We start from the raw sequence: 14,830 nt of genomic DNA on the forward strand, positions 1-14,830 counted from the left end.
GCATAGTCGCGCTCGTTCTGGTCGCCGTAGTCGCGGGCGAACTCCGCGACGGCCCGGTCGAACCGGTCGCTCTGCCCGAGGTACGACGCGATCGCGACCCGGTCGCCGGCGCGCGCGTGTGCGCGTGCGAGCGTCTCGCCGCAGACTCGGGCGTACACGCGCGCCCCCGACGGCACGAGTGACTCGACGTCGGCGGCGCCCTTCCAGTCGTGGAGCTGCCGGATGTAGAAGTCGCGGTCGACGCCGTCGAACCCGGCCTGGCGATGCCAGCCGAGGAAGATGTCGCTCGCCGCCTGCATGAGCCGCTGGCCGCGCACGACACGCTCGCCGTGATTGTCGTAGGCGCTCGGCTGCAGGAATCGCTCGAGCACCGACGCCTCGGCCTGCTTCGCCTGCAGCAGGAGCGGATCCTGGTCATCGCGCCCCCGCAGCAGCACGATCCACGCCCTGGTGCCGACACTGCCGACGCCGACGACCTTGCGCGCGAGGTGCACGTACGAGAACTCCCGCATCGGATGGTTCTCGAGCTGGAGGGTCGACTGGTACGACGCCAGCACCTCCCGCATCCAGTCCTCCTCCTGCTCCCGCGTGCGACCGACAGGGTCGAGCTGCTCGATCGGCACGATGAGCGGGGGGTCCGCCATGATCCGCAACTGCCCATCGACCACCTCGGTGAGCTTGGACACCGCACGCATGCTGTCCTTCGTGCGCGCCTTCGCCAGTGCGGCATCCGTGCGCTTGAGCTGCTTGGCATCCAACTGCTTGCGCTGCCGCTCCTCGGCGACGAACGCCATGAAGCGGTCGGTGTCGAGCTGGTCGTACCAGGCGTCGAGCACCCGCGACCCGGCGGCCTGCAGCATCCGCTCGCGATAGCCGCGTACCGCCGTGAGGTTGATCTCGCGCCGCTCCTCATCGGTGTACCCGTTGTTGCGACCGGCGACCTCGAAGCTCGCCGCCAGCCGTTTCACGTCCCACTCCCACGGGCCGGGCAGGGTCTCGTCGAAGTCGTTCATGTCGAAGACCATGCGGCGTTCGGGGGTGCCGAAGACGCCGAAGTTCGACAGGTGCGCATCGCCGCAGATCTGCGTCATGATGCCCGAGACGGGGGTGCGGGCGAGGTCGGATGCCATGAGCAGCGCGGCACCGCGGTAGAACGTGAACGGCGACACGAGCATACGCGCGTGCCGGATCGGCACGAGCTCGGGCACCCGCGTGGTCGCCTGCTCTTCGAGGAGTGCGATCGGGTCACCTCGGTCGGCCGCGGGCGACCATCCCGCATGCGACGAGCGCGGCGAGCGCCGCCGAGCCTCCTTGCCGTACTCTGCGCGGGCCGCGAAGTCGGTCGCCGGCGGCGGTGCGAGCGCCTCGACGCCTCGTCCACCGCTCGCCATGGTCTCGTCGATGCTCATGTCACGACCTCCGCTCCCTCGTCCGATCCAGGGCTTTCACTGCGCGGCCGGCCGGGGACGTCGGCCGGGATCCCGCGCGAGAAGAAGAGCGACAGCAGTGCGATGACGATCAGGGCCACGAGCGAGACGCGCAGCGACTCGATCTGCGAGTCCGCATACACGCGCTCGAGCTCCGCCGCCTCGGCGTCGTCGAGTCCGGCGTCGCGGGCGAGGTCGGGCACGGATGCCGCGGGCACGATGTTCACGCCGCCCTGGGTCGCCTCCGCCACCACCACCTGGGTGTCCTGCGGCAGGTCGCTCGTCGCGACGCCAGACGCGAACGACGTCGCCAACGTGCCGATGAGCACCGAGCCGATGAGTGCCGTGCCGAGCGAGGAGCCGAGGTTCTGGAAGACGCCCTGCAGGCCGCCGACCTCGCTCGACTGGTCCTCGCCGACGCTCGACATGTTCACGTTGCCGATCTGGGAGGCCAGGAGGCCCAGCGCCGCGCCGGCGACGAACATGCCGAGGCCGAAGGCGGGGCTCTTGAGCTCGATGTCGACGGCGCCGAGCAGCACGAAGGAGGCGAGCACGAGGAGCAGTTGACCGACGCGGATGATCCGTCGCGGCGACCACACCAGCGCGAGGCGGGTGCCGAGGATCGAGAAGAGGATGAGCGAGATCGACAGGGGGAAGATGCGGATGCCGGTCTGCAGGGCGTCGAGGCCGAGGGTCATCTGCAGGTACACGGGCATCATGAAGAACAGTCCGGCCGTCATCGCGTACTGCGCGAGCAGCACGGTGAGGCCGCTGCGCAGGCGGAGGATCCGGAACAGCGTGATGTCGACGAGCGGCGCGCGGCCGGCTGCCGCCAGCTGCCGCTGGCGGCTCACGAACCACCAGAGCAGCGCGGCGCCGGCGAGCATGAACCACGTCGTGGGCGAGATCCCGAGCGGCGCGAACTCGACGCCGCCGATGACGGGCGGATGCTGCGGGATGACCCAGCCCCACGTCTTGCTCTGCAGCATCCCATAGACGACGAAGACGAGGCCCGCGGCCGAGAGCACCACGCTGAGCACGTCGATGCGCGACGGTCGGGCTCCGGTGGGGTCGGCGATCCTGCGGGCGAACAGCACGACGACCGCCATGATGACGACCTCGCCGACGAACACGTAGCGCCAGCTGAGGTAGGTGGTCATGTAGCCGCCGATCAGCGGGCCTGCGGCGACCGCTGCGCCCGACGCGGCTCCGATGATCGCGTATGCCGCCGCCCTGGCGCGCCCGACGTAGTTGTCGGCGATGAGCGCCGCGATGGCCGGGATCACGAGCACGGCGCCCAGCCCCTCGACGATCGACCAGCCGAGGAAGAGCACCACCACGTTGGGGCTGAGGGCCGTGGTGAGCGAGCCGATGGCGTACACGATCGAGCCGATGACGAACGCCCGACGGCGCCCCCACACGTCGCCCAGCTTCGCACCCAGCAGCATCACCGCCGCCATGGTGAGCGTGTAGAAGGTGATGGCGGCCTGCATCGCGTCGACCGTGGTGTCGAGATCCTCGACCACGGTCGAGATCGACACGTTCATGACGGTGCCGTCGAGCACCATCACGAACTGCGCGCTCGCCAGGATGGCGATGACCGGCCAGTTCTTCACTCGTGACCTCTCCCCCGCCCGATCCCAGGCGATCTGCGGATGCGGCGGTGGGCTGTGCGCCGACGCACTGCCCACCTCTGCCGATCGTCCCACCGATCGGCGCCGCGGCATAGAGCGCTATCGGGCCTCGAGCACCCCGTATCGGAGGTACACGACGCCGGTCGCGAACCGCCGCTCGTCGCGGAGCTCGAGGTCGAGCCGGATGCCGCGAGGCAGCAGCGCCGTGCCCCCGCCGACGGCGACGGGGTGCACGAACAGGTGGACCTCGTCGACCAACCCGGCCCGGAACGCGTGCTCGGCGAGGTGCGGACCTGAGACGGAGAGGTCGCGGTCGGCCTCGGACTTCATGCGGCGGACCGCGTCGGCGTCGAACGTTCGCTCAAGGCGGGTGCGGGGAGTCTGGACCTCGGTGAGCGTCGAGGAGTACACGACCTTGTCGGTGTCCTGCCAGATCTCGGCGTACTCCCGCTCGGCGTCGGGAAGCTCATGCTCGGTGTCGGCCGTCTGCCAGAACCGCATCACCTCGTACATGCGGCGGCCGTACAGGTAGGTGCCGACCGGTCGTTCCAGCTCGTTCACGAAGGAGTGCAGCTCGGAATCGGGCCTGCCCCAGCTGAAGTCGCCGCGCTCGTCGGCGATGTACCCGTCGAGCGAAGTGATGCCGGCGCAGATCAGTGCACCCATGCGGCGCCTCCTTCGTCAGGCCTTCGGGCAGATGCCGAGCGCCTGCATGTTGGCCATGGCCTGGTCGACCGACCACGGCAGCTCGGTGAGCGGCCTCTTGCGTCCCTCCGCGGCATCCGCCTTCGAGGCGATGGATGCCAGGGCGAACGCGGTCTCGCGCACGAAATCGGGCCCGGGCGTCGAATTGTTGAGGGCGACCACGACGGTGAGGCCGTTGTCGGGGTCGGTGAAGGCGGCGGTCAGGGCGCCCGGCAGCTCACCGGCCGTGCCGCGCATCGGCCCGTACTGCAGACCGCCGATCCCGGCCGACTGCCAGGCGGGCGCCCCGCCGCCGAGCGGGATCGTGGCCCACTGCTGCTTCTCGCTCTCCTCGCTGAGGAGCGCGCCGGTGGCGAAGGCCTCGCTCAGGGTGCGGGTGTCCTCGAGCGTCGAGATCGCACCGGCTGCGGCGCCGCCCATCGAGCTCGACTGCGTGGAATCGTCGACGAGCACCGCGCAGTCGGGCCCGCCGGTCGGCGCGATCGCCGCCGAGTAGGCCGAGAGCACGCCGGCGTGCTCCGTGGCCGACGCCTGCGGCAGCTGGGTCTGCTCCATGCCGAGCGGGTCGTAGACGTACTGATTCGCGAGGTCGGCCCACGACCGCCCGCTCGCCCGTTCGAGTGCGAACGCGAGCAGGAGGATGCCGGTGCGGGACTCGCGCACCTGCTCGCCGGGCGGGCCGACACGGGACAGCGCGAGTCCGTTGGAGAGGAGCTCGTTCGGCGGCCAGATCCGCTCGGGGTTCGAGATGAACGTGCCGCGCAGCACGGGGTAGTAGTCGGGGAGGCCCGACGTGTCGCGGCACAGCTGCTCGAGCGTGATGCCGTCGAGCGAGGGGATCCAGTCGACGTACCGGGTGACCTCGTCGTCGAGCTGCACGGTGCCGGCGTCGACGAGGCGCAGCAGCACGGTGCAGGTGATCTCGGTGGTGACGGTCGCGAGCCGGAAACTGTCGTCGACCCTCGCCGCCGGGGCCTTCTCGCCGAAGCCGACCGTGCCGGATGCGCCGGTCCACTCCCCCGCCCACGGCGCCCACACGCCGGCGATGCCGCCGCTCGATCCGCTGAGCGCCACGGCCTGGTCGAGCACGGCGTCGAGCCGCTCGGCCATCTCGTCGGAGAAGGGTGCGTCGACCGGGTCGAACTCGGCGACCGGACTGACACTGGCGCCGAAGCATCCGCTCAGGCCGAACGCGAGCACCACCGCGGTGGCGACGGCGGGGAATCCCCGACGACGCCGGGATGGTCCCTGTCGTTCAACCACGCAAGCCCCCCTTGCCGTGTGTCAGACCTGATTGTAACCCGCACTGGGAGCACGGCCGCGGCGCCCGCGCGGCAGGATCTGCGGCCCCGCGCGTCCGGCAAGCGGCATCCGTCGATGGCTGCGACCAATCCGCGAATGGTCGGGCCGCGAACCACCCCTGCACTCCGACCACCGGGGGCACGAAGGAGGCACACCCATGCGCAATTCGCCCAATCGCATCGTTGCGACCGTGTTCGGCGCGGTCTACGTATTCGTCGGCCTGCTCGGCTTCGCCGTCACCGGCGGGGTCGGGTTCATCGCGACGGAGGGCGGGCTGCTCCTCGGCATCTTCGAGGTGAACCCGCTGCACAACGTGGCGCGCCTGCTCATCGGAGCCGCACTGCTCATCGCCGGATTCGTGGGGGTCGCCGCCGCGAAGGCCGTGAACGCGACGGTCGGAGGCGCATACCTGCTGCTCGGCATCGTCGGCTTCTTCCTGGCGGGCACCTCGGCCAACATCCTGGCGCTCAACACCGCCGATCACTTCCTGCACCTCGCGAGCGCCATCGTGCTGCTCGGCGTGGGCCTCGGGGCGGAGCGCTCCGCACGCGTGGCCGTGGCATAGGGAGCCGAGCCATGACCGCACTGGCGACGATGGCACGAACGTGGCCCATGCTGGCGGCGTTCGGCGCCGGCCTCGTGCTGCTCGCCCTCGCCGCCGGTGCCGGGGGACCAGCGGGAGGCGTCCTCGCCGGCGTCGGCATCGCCGCGCTCGCGTGGGGCGTCCTCTCGCTGCACCTGGGCCGTCCCATCGCCCCGGGCGCGACGCTCGCGGTCGGCGTGGCGCTCCTCGTGGGCGCCGCGGCGCTCGTGGGCAGCGGGTTCGCCGGCACGGCCGGCGTCCCGGCCGGTCCGCTGCTCGCGGCATCCGTGTTCGCAGCGGTCGTCGCCGCCCAGGCGGCAGCAGTCGTGCGACGACGGAGCCGAGCCGGTACGCCGTCCGAGCCGAAGGGCGAGCCGGATGGGGCCGGACGGGCTGCGATCGACGGACGCCTGTCACTCGCGGGACTCGTGGCCGGCGCGCTGCTGGTCGCCGCACTCGCGACGCCGGCGCTTGCGGCGACCGAGGCCGGACGGCTCGCGGTGCCGCACGGCGACCACAGCGGCTGGGGCTCGTCGTCGACCACGGGCCCGGCACACCACCATTGAGGGTTTCGGCACGATGAGCCGCAGACCGCGGCCGGGAGTGCGTGGCGATGACGCTCCCGGTCGCTTCGACGGGGGCGGCGCGGGAGCAGGATCCCGCGCCGCCCCTCCCCGGGTCGACTGCTCGGGGGCCGGGGCCGCGGGCCTTGGTCAGCCGGCCGCGCCGGCCGCGCCGGTGGCGCCGACATCCGCCCCGATCTCGCGGAGGGCGCCGGCCATGAAGCGCTCGACGTCGCGGTCGACGATGATGTCGCTCGGACGCAGCGGCCGGCTGAGGTAGAGCCCGTCGAGCGCCGTGAGCCGGCTCAGCGCGACGTAGGTCTGGCCGGGGCTGAAGGCCCGCGGGCCGAGGTCGACGATCGCGGTCTCGTAGCTCGCGCCCTGCGACTTGTGGATGGTGACCGCCCACGCCAGCCGCAGCGGGTACTGGGTGAACTCGGCCACGATCTCGCGGTGCAGCTTCTTCGCCGTCGCGTCCCACGAATAGCGGAACTTCTCCCACGTGACCGGCTCGACCTCGTGCTCCTCGCCGTCGATGTCGACCCGCACCTCGCGCTGCAGCGACGTGACGGTGCCGATCGTGCCGTTGACCCAGCGGGGCCCGTCGCCCCGCACCGCGGTGTCGTTGCGTAGGAACATGACCTGCGCGCCGAGCTTGAGCTCGAGCCGCTCGTCGGCCGGGAACGTGCGCCCTCCGAAGTCGCCGTTCACCTCGGCCTCGTTCGCGATCGACTGGCCGGGCAGCCGGTGCAGCTGGGAGTGGTTGATGCGGTTCACGGTGCCGTTCGTGGTCGCCAGGGTGATCGCGCCCTGCTCGGGCAGCGGGCGCCGGGCGCCGACGTCGTTGAGCACTCCCGCGATCTCGGCCGTGACCGCGCCGTGCCGCACGGCGTTGAGCATGACCTTGAACTCGTCGTCGTGCTGGCGGTGCACCTCGCCGAGCTCGTAGATGCGCAGGTCGGCCTCGTCCCACACCTTCGCGTCGAAGAACCACATCGATCGGTAGGTGTCGGCGAAGTAGCGCCGCTCGTCGCCGCTCCCGGGCACCGGTGCGAGCTGGTACGGGTCGCCGAAGAGCACGACCTGCGCACCGCCGAACGGTTCGAACGGCCGCTGCCTGGCCTGCCGGAGGGATCGGTCCATCGCATCCATGAGGTCGGCGTTGACCATGGAGACCTCGTCGATCACGAGCGTGTCCATCGCGTTGAGGATCTTGCGCACCGCGTCGTTCTGGTCGATGTCGTGGTCGGCGATGACCCCGATCGGCAGGCGGAACAGCGAGTGGATGGTCTGGCCCCCGACATTGAGCGCGGCGACGCCGGTGGGCGCGCAGATGACGATCTGCTTCGCCGTGTGCCAGTTCAGGTGGTTCAGCAGGGTCGACTTGCCGGTGCCCGCGCGTCCGGTGACGAACACGTGCTCGCGGGTGCCCTCGATGGCGTGGAACACCGCGGCCTGTTCGCGGGTGAGGGTGACGTTCTGCACTGGTTGCCTTCGGCGAGCGGATGCCGCGCGCGGCTCCCGCGGCGACGACGCCCGAGCGGGCGCGCTCCCACTGTAACCGCGCGGCGAGCGCCCGCGGTTATGTCGGCCCGGACCGTCCCATCCCGGCCGCGCGGGGGCCGCGGGGTGGAGGACGAGTCGCGCGGCCGGCCCACCATAGACTGTGCGGGTGGGGAGCTCGGTCGTGCGCGAGGGTCGCTTGTCCCTCGCGGCCGTCGCGGGGTGGCTCGGCCTCGCCATGCTCGTCGTCGGAGCGTTCCTCGCTGCGCTCGGTGCGCTGAACCAGACGATCTACGGCGCCTCCAGCTTCGTCGAGCGCTACCTCGAGGCCATCGCCGACGACGACATCGCCGCGGCATCGACCACACCCGGTGTCGCACTCGACGCCGATGAGCTCGCGGCGCTCGGCCTGCCGGCGAACGTCTCCACGGCGATGTTCCGCTCCGGCGTGGTCGAGGCCGGCCCCCAGGACGTGCGCATCCTGAGCGATGTCACCGGGGACGACGGCACGCACTCCGTCACCGCGAGCTACCGCCTCGACCTGGCGATCGTGGAGACGACGTTCGACGTGCGTCCCATCGAACCGCTCTACGGGGTGCTCAACCGGTGGGAGTTCGCCGTCAGCCCGCTCGCCGTCATCGATGTGACCGCCGCGCACAACCCGCTCTTCACCGTCGGCACGCTCACACTCGACACCCGGGCCAACAAGACGGGCGACGAGCTCACCGCCTTCACGCAGACCACGCCCTACCTCGCCATCGCGCCCGCGGTCTACGAGTTCGGCTACACCTCGACGCTCCTCGAGGCGGTCCCCGCTCCGCTCACCGTCGAGCCGTCGAGCCGGCCCGCCGTGACCGTCGACTCTGAGCCCACCGCGACGTTCGTGCAGCGCGTGCAGGTCAAGGTCGACGACTACCTTCAGCAGTGCACGACGCAGGCCGTGCTGCAGCCGGCCGGATGCCCCTTCGGCGTCGAGATCGACGACCGCGTGGTGAGCGATCCCGTGTGGACCATCGTCACGAGCCCGCAGGTCACGCTCACCGCGGGCGACACGGCGTTCGAGATGCCGCCGACCGAGGGCGTCGCGCATATCTCCGTCGAAGTGCAGTCGCTGTTCGATGGCGACATCTCCCAGTTCGAGGAGGACGAGACGTTCCTCCTCGCGCTCAGCGCCACGATCCGCCCCGACGGCAGCATCGCGATCCAGCTGAAGTGACGATGAGCGGATGCCGCGGCGTCCGCTCGACGCGGCATCCGCTCGCCCGCGTCAGCTGCGGTTCGCGTCCTGCCGGGCGATGGCCGCGAGCCGCGCGTTGTAGGCCTCGAGCTCGGCGTCGCCGGTGCGATCGGCGTGCCGGTCGCTCCGGCGGGACTCCTTCTCGTCGCTGCGCGACCACTGCACCGCGACGGTGATCGCGAGCGCCACGGTGGGGATCTCCCCCACCGACCAGGCGATGCCGCCGCCCATCTGCTGGTCCGCGAGCGCATCGGTGCCCCAGCCCATCGCGCCGTACCAGTCGGCGAGCAGCAGGCCCGTGCCCGACATGATCGCGAGGCCGAAGAACGCGTGGAACGCCATCGTGCCGAGCAGCAGCACCAGCCGGAACGGGTACGGCAGGCGGTAGGGCACCGGATCGATGCCGATGAGCGACTGCACGAACAAGTAGCCGGTGATGAGGAAGTGGCCGACCATCCATTCGTGGCCGATGTGGTCGACCATCGACCAGCGGAACAGCGGCGAGTAGTAGAACACCCAGAGCGACCCGGCGAAGAGCGCCGCCGCCACGAGCGGGTTGGCGATGATCGAGGCGAACTTCGAGTGCACGGCGAGCAGGATCCACTCGCGTCCGCCGCGCGAGCCGTCCTTCCGGGGGCGGATCGCCCGCGCCGCCAGGGTGACCGGCGCACCGGGCACGAGCAGCACGGGCACCGCCATGGTCAGTGCCATGTGCGCCCCCATGTGCGCCGAGAAGAGGTACTCCTCGTAGACGCTCACGCCGCCGCTCGTGATGTAGGCGAGGAGCAGCAGGCCGCACACCCACAGCACCGCCCGGTAGATCGGCCAGTGGTCGCCGCGCTTGCGGAGCCGCCATACGCCGGCGAGGTAGAAGAAGATGCCGAACCCGCACGCCAGCAGCCAGATGAGGTCGGGGCTCCACTCGGTGAAGTACCGCGTCCACTCGGGCCACGGCGGCAACGGCTGGCCCGTCAGGATCTCGGCGGGGGTGCGGGCGAGCGAGCCGGCGGCATCCTCGGACACCGGCGTCGCGGTGCGGGCGAGCGCCGCGGCGACCCCCGACGCGAGCCCCATGAAGGCGAGCTCGACGACGACGAGCAGCCAGAAGTCGCGCGCGCCGGAGGCGCCGGGACGCGACATCCGGCCGATCAGGAAGCGGCGCTGCACCGCGCCGAAGAGGCCGAGGGCGATGAGCGCGGCGACCTTGGCCAGCACGAGCACGCCATAGGGGGTTCCGAGCTGGTCCCACGTGCCGATGCGCAGGGCCGCGCCGGCGTAGCCCGAGACGGCCACCACGATGAAGCAGATGAGGGCCACGGTCGAGTAGCGGGTGAGCACGACGGGGAGTCGGTCGGCCTCGAGGCGCTTCCGCAGCAGCACGAGCGTCAGCAGGCCGCCGACCCATGCGGCGACGAACGCGAGGTGCAGGCCGAGGGCGGCGATCGCCGCGTTGTGACCCGCGGCGCCGGCCGCGTGCCCCTGCTGGGCCATCGGCACGAGTGCGGCCACCGCGAGCACGGTGACGAAGATGAGCGCCGTGTGGTTGCGCACCGCGAAGCACAGCACGGTGACGGCGGCCGCGACGAGCGTGGTCGTCAGCCACGCCTCGCCGAGCTCGATCGACGTGACGAACTGGCCGAGCTTCTGCCCGAACGCCTCGCCGAGATCGAGGGGCTCCCCGGTCACGACGAGGAACGTGAAGAGGCCGGTCGCGGCGCTGGCCACCGTGAGCACGGCGGCGGATGCCGCGGCGACGTCGAGCGCCAGGTCGAACTCGGGTCGCTTCGGGCTGAGGGCCCACACCGCCATGACGAGCGCGCCGATCATGCCCGCCGCGCCCAGGTTCACGAAGAGCTTGGCGATCGGCAGGCCGAACCGGGCGATGGGACCGGGGTCCTGGATGGGGTACGGCGCGGCGCCGCCGCCGTACGCGAGGCCCGCGAACGTCGCGAGGAGCGCGACGAGGATGAGCACGGCGGGGCCGAGCACGCGGACGGAGCGGGGCACCGAACCAGCCTAGACGCCGCTACCCGTGCGCCCGCCCGGAGCGTCCGCCTGCGGCATCCGCTCGCCTGAGACCACGACGGGGCATGCGGCGCTCGGCCGCATGCCCCGTTCGGGAGTCTCGGATGCTACTTGGCGGCAGCCTTGAGCTTCGAGCCGGCCGAGATCTTGACCGAGTGACCGGCCGGGATCTCGATGGTCGCGCCCGTCTGCGGGTTGCGGCCGGTGCGGGCGGCACGCGAGGTGCGCTCGACGGCGAGCCAACCCGGGATGGAGACCTTCGTGTCCGAACCGACGGACTCGGCGAGCGCGTCGAAGAGACCGCCGAGCACGGCGTCGACGGTGGCCTGGCTCTGCCCGGTCGACGCAGCGATCTTCGCGACGAGCTCGGTCTTGTTCAGCGACTTGTCAGCCATTGAATGTCCTCCTCGGACTTCCGCTGTTTCGGTACAGCTATCTGTGAATTCTCGGGAACGATCGTTCAACCGCCCCCGTGGCCGATCGGGCCGCCTCGAATGTAGCAGAGATCCGCGGAATCACGCGGATTTCGAGCCCATTGGGGCACCTTCGGCCCGGCGTGTCGCCGAGCTGATGCCGCCACGGGCCGTTCAGGCGGCACTCGGGCGGTCGCGGCATCCGCCCCCGGGGACGACGAGAGGGGCGCCCCGGAAACCCGGGACGCCCCTCTCGGTGAAGCGTGGAGGCTCGGTGGCCTACCAGCTCGACTTGGTGATGCCGGGCATCTCGCCACGGTGGGCCATGTCACGGAAGCGGACGCGCGAGACGCCGAACTTCGTGAGCACGCCACGGGGGCGGCCGTCGATGGCGTCACGCGAACGGACGCGAACCGGCGATGCGTTGCGGGGCAGCTTCTGCAGGCCCACGCGAGCGGCCTCGCGGCTCTCGTCGGTGCCGTTCTCGTCGACGAGCGCCTTCTTCAGTTCGAGGCGCTTCGCCGCGTAGCGGTCGACGATCACCTTGCGCTGCTCGTTGCGCGCGATCTTGCTCTTCTTCGCCATGTCTTAGCGCTCCTCTCGGAAGTCGACGTGCTTGCGCACCACGGGGTCGTACTTCTTGAGCACGAGACGGTCGGGGTTGTTGCGACGGTTCTTGCGGGTCACGTAGGTGTACCCGGTGCCGGCCGTCGAACGGAGCTTGATGATGGGACGGATGTCCTGCTGCTTCGCCATTAGAGCTTCACCCCACGAGCCTGGATGTCCTTGATGACGGCCTCGATGCCACGAGCGTCGATCACCTTGATGCCCTTGGCGGACACGTTCAGGGTGACGTTACGACGAAGCGAGGGCACGTAGTACGTCTTCTTCTGCACGTTCGGGTCGAAGCGGCGCTTCGTCCGGCGGTGCGAGTGCGAGATGTTGTGTCCGAAGCCGGGAACGGCTCCGGTCACCTGGCACACTGCTGCCATTGGTCTTTCCTCCAATACCGAGGGGCGGATGCCCCTCCCAAGGTCTCTTGTCTGCTGACGCTCCCCACGCCGAATTCCGCGATTTCTCGCGGTTCTCGTGAGGGGAGTGTCGCGGTCTGGGCAGTGGAAGTGCCCAGCCAAACGTCGAGTCTACCAGACGGCCTGATCGCGGGCCGAATCGAGCGGATGCCGCGCGCGCGGCCACGACGACGGTGCGGCAGGTTGCCCGGGGCTGCGCGGCGGCATCCGGAGGCGTAGCCTGACGCGCATGGCGACGTGGGACGACGTACGCGAGTTCGCGCTCGGCCTGCCCGAGGCGAGCGAGCACGTCTCGCGCGGCAACCTCGAGTGGAAGGTGCACGCCAAGGCGTTCGTGCTGGAGCGGCCGCTGCGGCGCGCGGACCTGGATGCGCTCGGCATCGAGGCCCAGGCCGGCCCCGTGCTCGCGGCGAAGACGGAGGACGAGGCCGTCAAGCTCGCGCTCATCGCGGAGGATCCCACGGTCTTCTTCACCACGCCCCACTTCGACGGCTACGCCACGGTGCTCGTGCACCTCGACCGCATCCCGCGGCGCCGGCTCTCGGAGCTCGTGGCCGAGGCGTGGGCCGCCGCCGCGCCCGACAGGCTCGTGCGGGAGTACCTGCGGCACAACGTCGACTAGCGCCCCGTCGCCGAGCCCTTCCCCAGCACCGGCCCGATCACTCGCTCGTGCCGCTGCAGCGGGCGGCGCGAGAGCACCGCGGCCGTGAAGAAGCACAGCGCGCCGAGCAGGGTGCCGAGGTTCGCCCAGAACAGGCTCACGAAGTCGTCGGTGACCGGCGAGACGTAGGCGCCGACCGCCGACGCGGCGAAGGCGATCGAGCCCAGCATGTTCAACCAGGTGCCGTGCCAGGTGCGGGCCTTGCTGTCCCAGAGGAGGAGGCGGTGCCGGGTGGCGACCACGGCGAGCGCGCTCGACACGAGGAAGGCGATGGAGCCGAACGCGTCGGGACGCCAGCCCGCTCCGATGACGTCGGGCCGGGCGATGGCGGCGGCGAGCGCGACGCCGGTGCTGACGTTGAAGCAGAGGGTGCCGACGAACTGGATCGCGGCCGACCACCAATCGGCCCGGTCGGCCAGATTGGTGTGCTCCCGCGGTGGACGGCGTCCGCTGAGGCTCAGCTGGATGAACCCGGCGGCGGTGAAGAAGATCGAGCCGACGAAGAAGGTGATGCCGACCCACACGGCGCCGACCCATTCGGCGTAGAACGGCAGCGCCCCCGCCATGAAGCAGAGGGAGCCGATCGCGAATCCCCAGGCCTCGCGGCGCAGTCGCACCGGTTCGCGGTCGGCGGTGGCGGCTCCACTCACGCTCAGTCCCGGTCCGCCGCGCCGTCGCCGCCTGCAGGCGCGCCCGCGGTGAGCAGCACCGTGCAGTTCGCGCAGAGACCGAACACGTCGACGACGTGCGCGGCACCCGTGAAGCCGTGCTCGGCCGCCACCCGCTTCGCCCACGTCTCGACCTCATCGGCCGCGATCTCGACCGTGAGGCCGCAGTTGCGGCAGATCAGGTGATGGTGGTGGCCCGTGGTGCTGCAGGCCCGGTAGAGCGCCTCGCCCTCGGGCGACTGCAGCGAGTCGGCCTCACCGTTCGACGCGAGGTCGCCGAGGGCGCGATAGACGGTGGCGAGCCCGATCGGCGAGCCGTTGGCGTGCAGCGAGGAGTGCAGCGCCTGCGCGCTGATGAACCCCTCGGTCTCGTCGAGGGCCTCGCGAACGGCTTCGCGTTGCCAGGTGTTGCGCTTCATGCGATGCGTGCGTCCTCTGCGGTCTCCACGGGTATGGCGACCCGGTTCCACGGTAGTCCGCGTAGCTTGGAGATGCCCAGCGCGAGCACGAAGAAGGCGGTGGCCGCGATGACGATGCTCGGACCCGCCGCCACCACGAGGGCGCGCGAGGCGAGCACCCCGATGACTCCGGATGCCGCACCGATGAGCGGTGCGGTCCACAGGATGCCGCGATACGTCGGCACCACGAGGCGCGCCGCAGCGGCCGGTGCGGCGATCAGGGCGATCGCGAGGATCGCCCCGACGGCCGGAAGGGCGCTCACCACGGTCGCGGCGGTCAGGCCGAGGACGAGCAGCTCGATGGGCCACTCGCGATACCCGGCGGCGCGGAATCCCGACGGGTCGAACGTCGAGAACGCGATCTCCTTGCCGAAGGCTGCCACCGCGAGCACCGAGATGAGGGCCACGGATGCCGCGAGCGCGACATCCGCGTCGGTCACCGTCAGGATCGACCCGACGAGCAGCGACTCGGCGCGCACCGGGAGTCCGGGGATCACGGCCTGCAGGATGGCGCCCGCAGCGAACCCGCCGGTCAGCACGATGCCCGCCGCGACCTGCGCGCCCTGGCGCCGGATCCGGGCGATGACCGACATCACGGCGACGAGCAGCACGGATGCCGC

17 protein-coding genes are annotated in these 14,830 nt (G+C 70.9%); 4 read left to right on the forward strand and 13 right to left on the reverse strand.

What is annotated here, in order from left to right:
* The 4 genes from GH736_RS07360 to GH736_RS07375 form a co-directional block, all read right to left on the reverse strand.
* The coding region (locus GH736_RS07360) for a DUF2252 domain-containing protein (RefSeq protein WP_235933873.1) at positions 1-1,409 on the reverse strand (1,409 nt) is incomplete at its 3' end.
* Positions 1,406-3,043, reverse strand: a complete 1,638-nt coding sequence (locus GH736_RS07365; protein ID WP_235933874.1) for an MFS transporter — start codon at positions 3,041-3,043, stop codon at positions 1,406-1,408. The genes GH736_RS07360 and GH736_RS07365, both read right to left, overlap by 4 nt.
* Before the next feature lie 117 nt (positions 3,044-3,160).
* Positions 3,161-3,727 (reverse strand): dihydrofolate reductase family protein, encoded by a 567-nt coding sequence (locus GH736_RS07370; protein WP_159601716.1) that lies wholly within the window; start codon positions 3,725-3,727, stop codon positions 3,161-3,163.
* Positions 3,728-3,742: 15 nt separating this feature from the next.
* Positions 3,743-5,029 carry a serine hydrolase domain-containing protein gene (locus GH736_RS07375; RefSeq protein ID WP_159601718.1) on the reverse strand — a complete coding sequence of 429 codons (1,287 nt, stop codon included), beginning with the start codon at positions 5,027-5,029 and terminating at the stop codon, positions 3,743-3,745.
* A gap of 196 nt (positions 5,030-5,225) precedes the next feature.
* Between GH736_RS07375 and GH736_RS07380 the strand changes: the two genes are divergently transcribed.
* Together GH736_RS07380 and GH736_RS07385 are read left to right on the forward strand one after the other, a co-directional pair.
* On the forward strand, positions 5,226-5,633 hold the full coding sequence (locus GH736_RS07380) for a DUF4383 domain-containing protein (protein ID WP_159601719.1): 408 nt from the start codon (positions 5,226-5,228) through the stop codon (positions 5,631-5,633).
* Between the two features lie 11 nt (positions 5,634-5,644).
* On the forward strand, positions 5,645-6,217 hold the full coding sequence (locus GH736_RS07385; RefSeq protein WP_159601721.1) for a hypothetical protein: 573 nt from the start codon (positions 5,645-5,647) through the stop codon (positions 6,215-6,217).
* Between the two features lie 147 nt (positions 6,218-6,364).
* Here GH736_RS07385 and GH736_RS07390 read toward each other — a convergent pair whose 3' ends face one another.
* Positions 6,365-7,699, reverse strand: coding sequence for an ATP-dependent DNA helicase (locus tag GH736_RS07390; RefSeq protein WP_159601723.1), 1,335 nt, complete (start codon positions 7,697-7,699; stop codon positions 6,365-6,367).
* A 187-nt stretch (positions 7,700-7,886) separates the two neighbouring features.
* Here GH736_RS07390 and GH736_RS07395 point away from each other — a divergent pair, with 187 nt between their 5' ends.
* Positions 7,887-8,933: a hypothetical protein gene (locus GH736_RS07395; RefSeq protein ID WP_159601725.1), complete on the forward strand. Its 1,047-nt coding sequence runs from the start codon at positions 7,887-7,889 to the stop codon at positions 8,931-8,933.
* A 51-nt stretch (positions 8,934-8,984) separates the two neighbouring features.
* Here the strand turns inward: GH736_RS07395 and GH736_RS07400 are convergent, their stop codons facing one another.
* The 5 genes from GH736_RS07400 to rpmB form a co-directional block, all read right to left on the reverse strand.
* A complete protein-coding gene (locus GH736_RS07400) occupies positions 8,985-10,961 on the reverse strand; it encodes a cytochrome c oxidase assembly protein (RefSeq protein WP_203230675.1) in 1,977 nt (658 codons plus the stop codon).
* 125 nt (positions 10,962-11,086) lie between these two features.
* Positions 11,087-11,374 (reverse strand): HU family DNA-binding protein, encoded by a 288-nt coding sequence (locus tag GH736_RS07405; RefSeq protein WP_159601727.1) that lies wholly within the window; start codon positions 11,372-11,374, stop codon positions 11,087-11,089.
* A 297-nt stretch (positions 11,375-11,671) separates the two neighbouring features.
* On the reverse strand, positions 11,672-11,977 hold the full coding sequence (rpsN, locus tag GH736_RS07410) for a 30S ribosomal protein S14 (RefSeq protein WP_159601729.1): 306 nt from the start codon (positions 11,975-11,977) through the stop codon (positions 11,672-11,674).
* A gap of 3 nt (positions 11,978-11,980) precedes the next feature.
* Complete coding sequence (rpmG, locus tag GH736_RS07415) at positions 11,981-12,148, reverse strand: 50S ribosomal protein L33 (protein ID WP_021760158.1); 168 nt, start codon at positions 12,146-12,148, stop codon at positions 11,981-11,983.
* Positions 12,148-12,384: a 50S ribosomal protein L28 gene (rpmB, locus tag GH736_RS07420; RefSeq protein WP_056727420.1), complete on the reverse strand. Its 237-nt coding sequence runs from the start codon at positions 12,382-12,384 to the stop codon at positions 12,148-12,150. Before rpmB ends, rpmG begins: the two co-directional genes overlap by 1 nt.
* A gap of 268 nt (positions 12,385-12,652) precedes the next feature.
* On the opposite strand from rpmB, the gene GH736_RS07425 reads away from it, so the two are divergent.
* Positions 12,653-13,045, forward strand: coding sequence for an MmcQ/YjbR family DNA-binding protein (locus tag GH736_RS07425; protein ID WP_159601731.1), 393 nt, complete (start codon positions 12,653-12,655; stop codon positions 13,043-13,045).
* Here the strand turns inward: GH736_RS07425 and GH736_RS07430 are convergent.
* The 3 genes from GH736_RS07430 to GH736_RS07440 form a co-directional block, all read right to left on the reverse strand.
* Positions 13,042-13,734: a hypothetical protein gene (locus GH736_RS07430; RefSeq protein WP_235933875.1), complete on the reverse strand. Its 693-nt coding sequence runs from the start codon at positions 13,732-13,734 to the stop codon at positions 13,042-13,044. The genes GH736_RS07425 and GH736_RS07430 overlap by 4 nt on opposite strands.
* A gap of 2 nt (positions 13,735-13,736) precedes the next feature.
* The gene (locus GH736_RS07435; RefSeq protein ID WP_159601733.1) at positions 13,737-14,171 is read right to left on the reverse strand and encodes a Fur family transcriptional regulator; all 435 of its coding nucleotides are present in this window, start codon (positions 14,169-14,171) and stop codon (positions 13,737-13,739) included.
* Positions 14,168-14,830: metal ABC transporter permease (locus GH736_RS07440; protein ID WP_159601735.1), on the reverse strand; the 663-nt coding region annotated here is incomplete at its 5' end. The genes GH736_RS07435 and GH736_RS07440, both read right to left, overlap by 4 nt.

This window comes from Agromyces humi, from assembly GCF_009720255.1.
GTDB lineage: Bacteria > Actinomycetota > Actinomycetes > Actinomycetales > Microbacteriaceae > Agromyces > Agromyces humi.

What these genes read in the sequence shown, in the direction of transcription:
- GH736_RS07370 (WP_159601716.1), bottom strand. Translation starts at nt 3,727, where the DNA reads ATGGGTGCACTGATCTGCGCCGGCATCACTTCGCTCGACGGGTACATC.
- GH736_RS07380 (WP_159601719.1), top strand. Translation starts at nt 5,226, where the DNA reads ATGCGCAATTCGCCCAATCGCATCGTTGCGACCGTGTTCGGCGCGGTC.
- GH736_RS07385 (WP_159601721.1), top strand. Translation starts at nt 5,645, where the DNA reads ATGACCGCACTGGCGACGATGGCACGAACGTGGCCCATGCTGGCGGCG.
- GH736_RS07405 (WP_159601727.1), bottom strand. Translation starts at nt 11,374, where the DNA reads ATGGCTGACAAGTCGCTGAACAAGACCGAGCTCGTCGCGAAGATCGCT.
- rpsN (WP_159601729.1), bottom strand. Translation starts at nt 11,977, where the DNA reads ATGGCGAAGAAGAGCAAGATCGCGCGCAACGAGCAGCGCAAGGTGATC.
- rpmG (WP_021760158.1), bottom strand. Translation starts at nt 12,148, where the DNA reads ATGGCGAAGCAGCAGGACATCCGTCCCATCATCAAGCTCCGTTCGACG.
- rpmB (WP_056727420.1), bottom strand. Translation starts at nt 12,384, where the DNA reads ATGGCAGCAGTGTGCCAGGTGACCGGAGCCGTTCCCGGCTTCGGACAC.
- GH736_RS07425 (WP_159601731.1), top strand. Translation starts at nt 12,653, where the DNA reads ATGGCGACGTGGGACGACGTACGCGAGTTCGCGCTCGGCCTGCCCGAG.
- GH736_RS07435 (WP_159601733.1), bottom strand. Translation starts at nt 14,171, where the DNA reads ATGAAGCGCAACACCTGGCAACGCGAAGCCGTTCGCGAGGCCCTCGAC.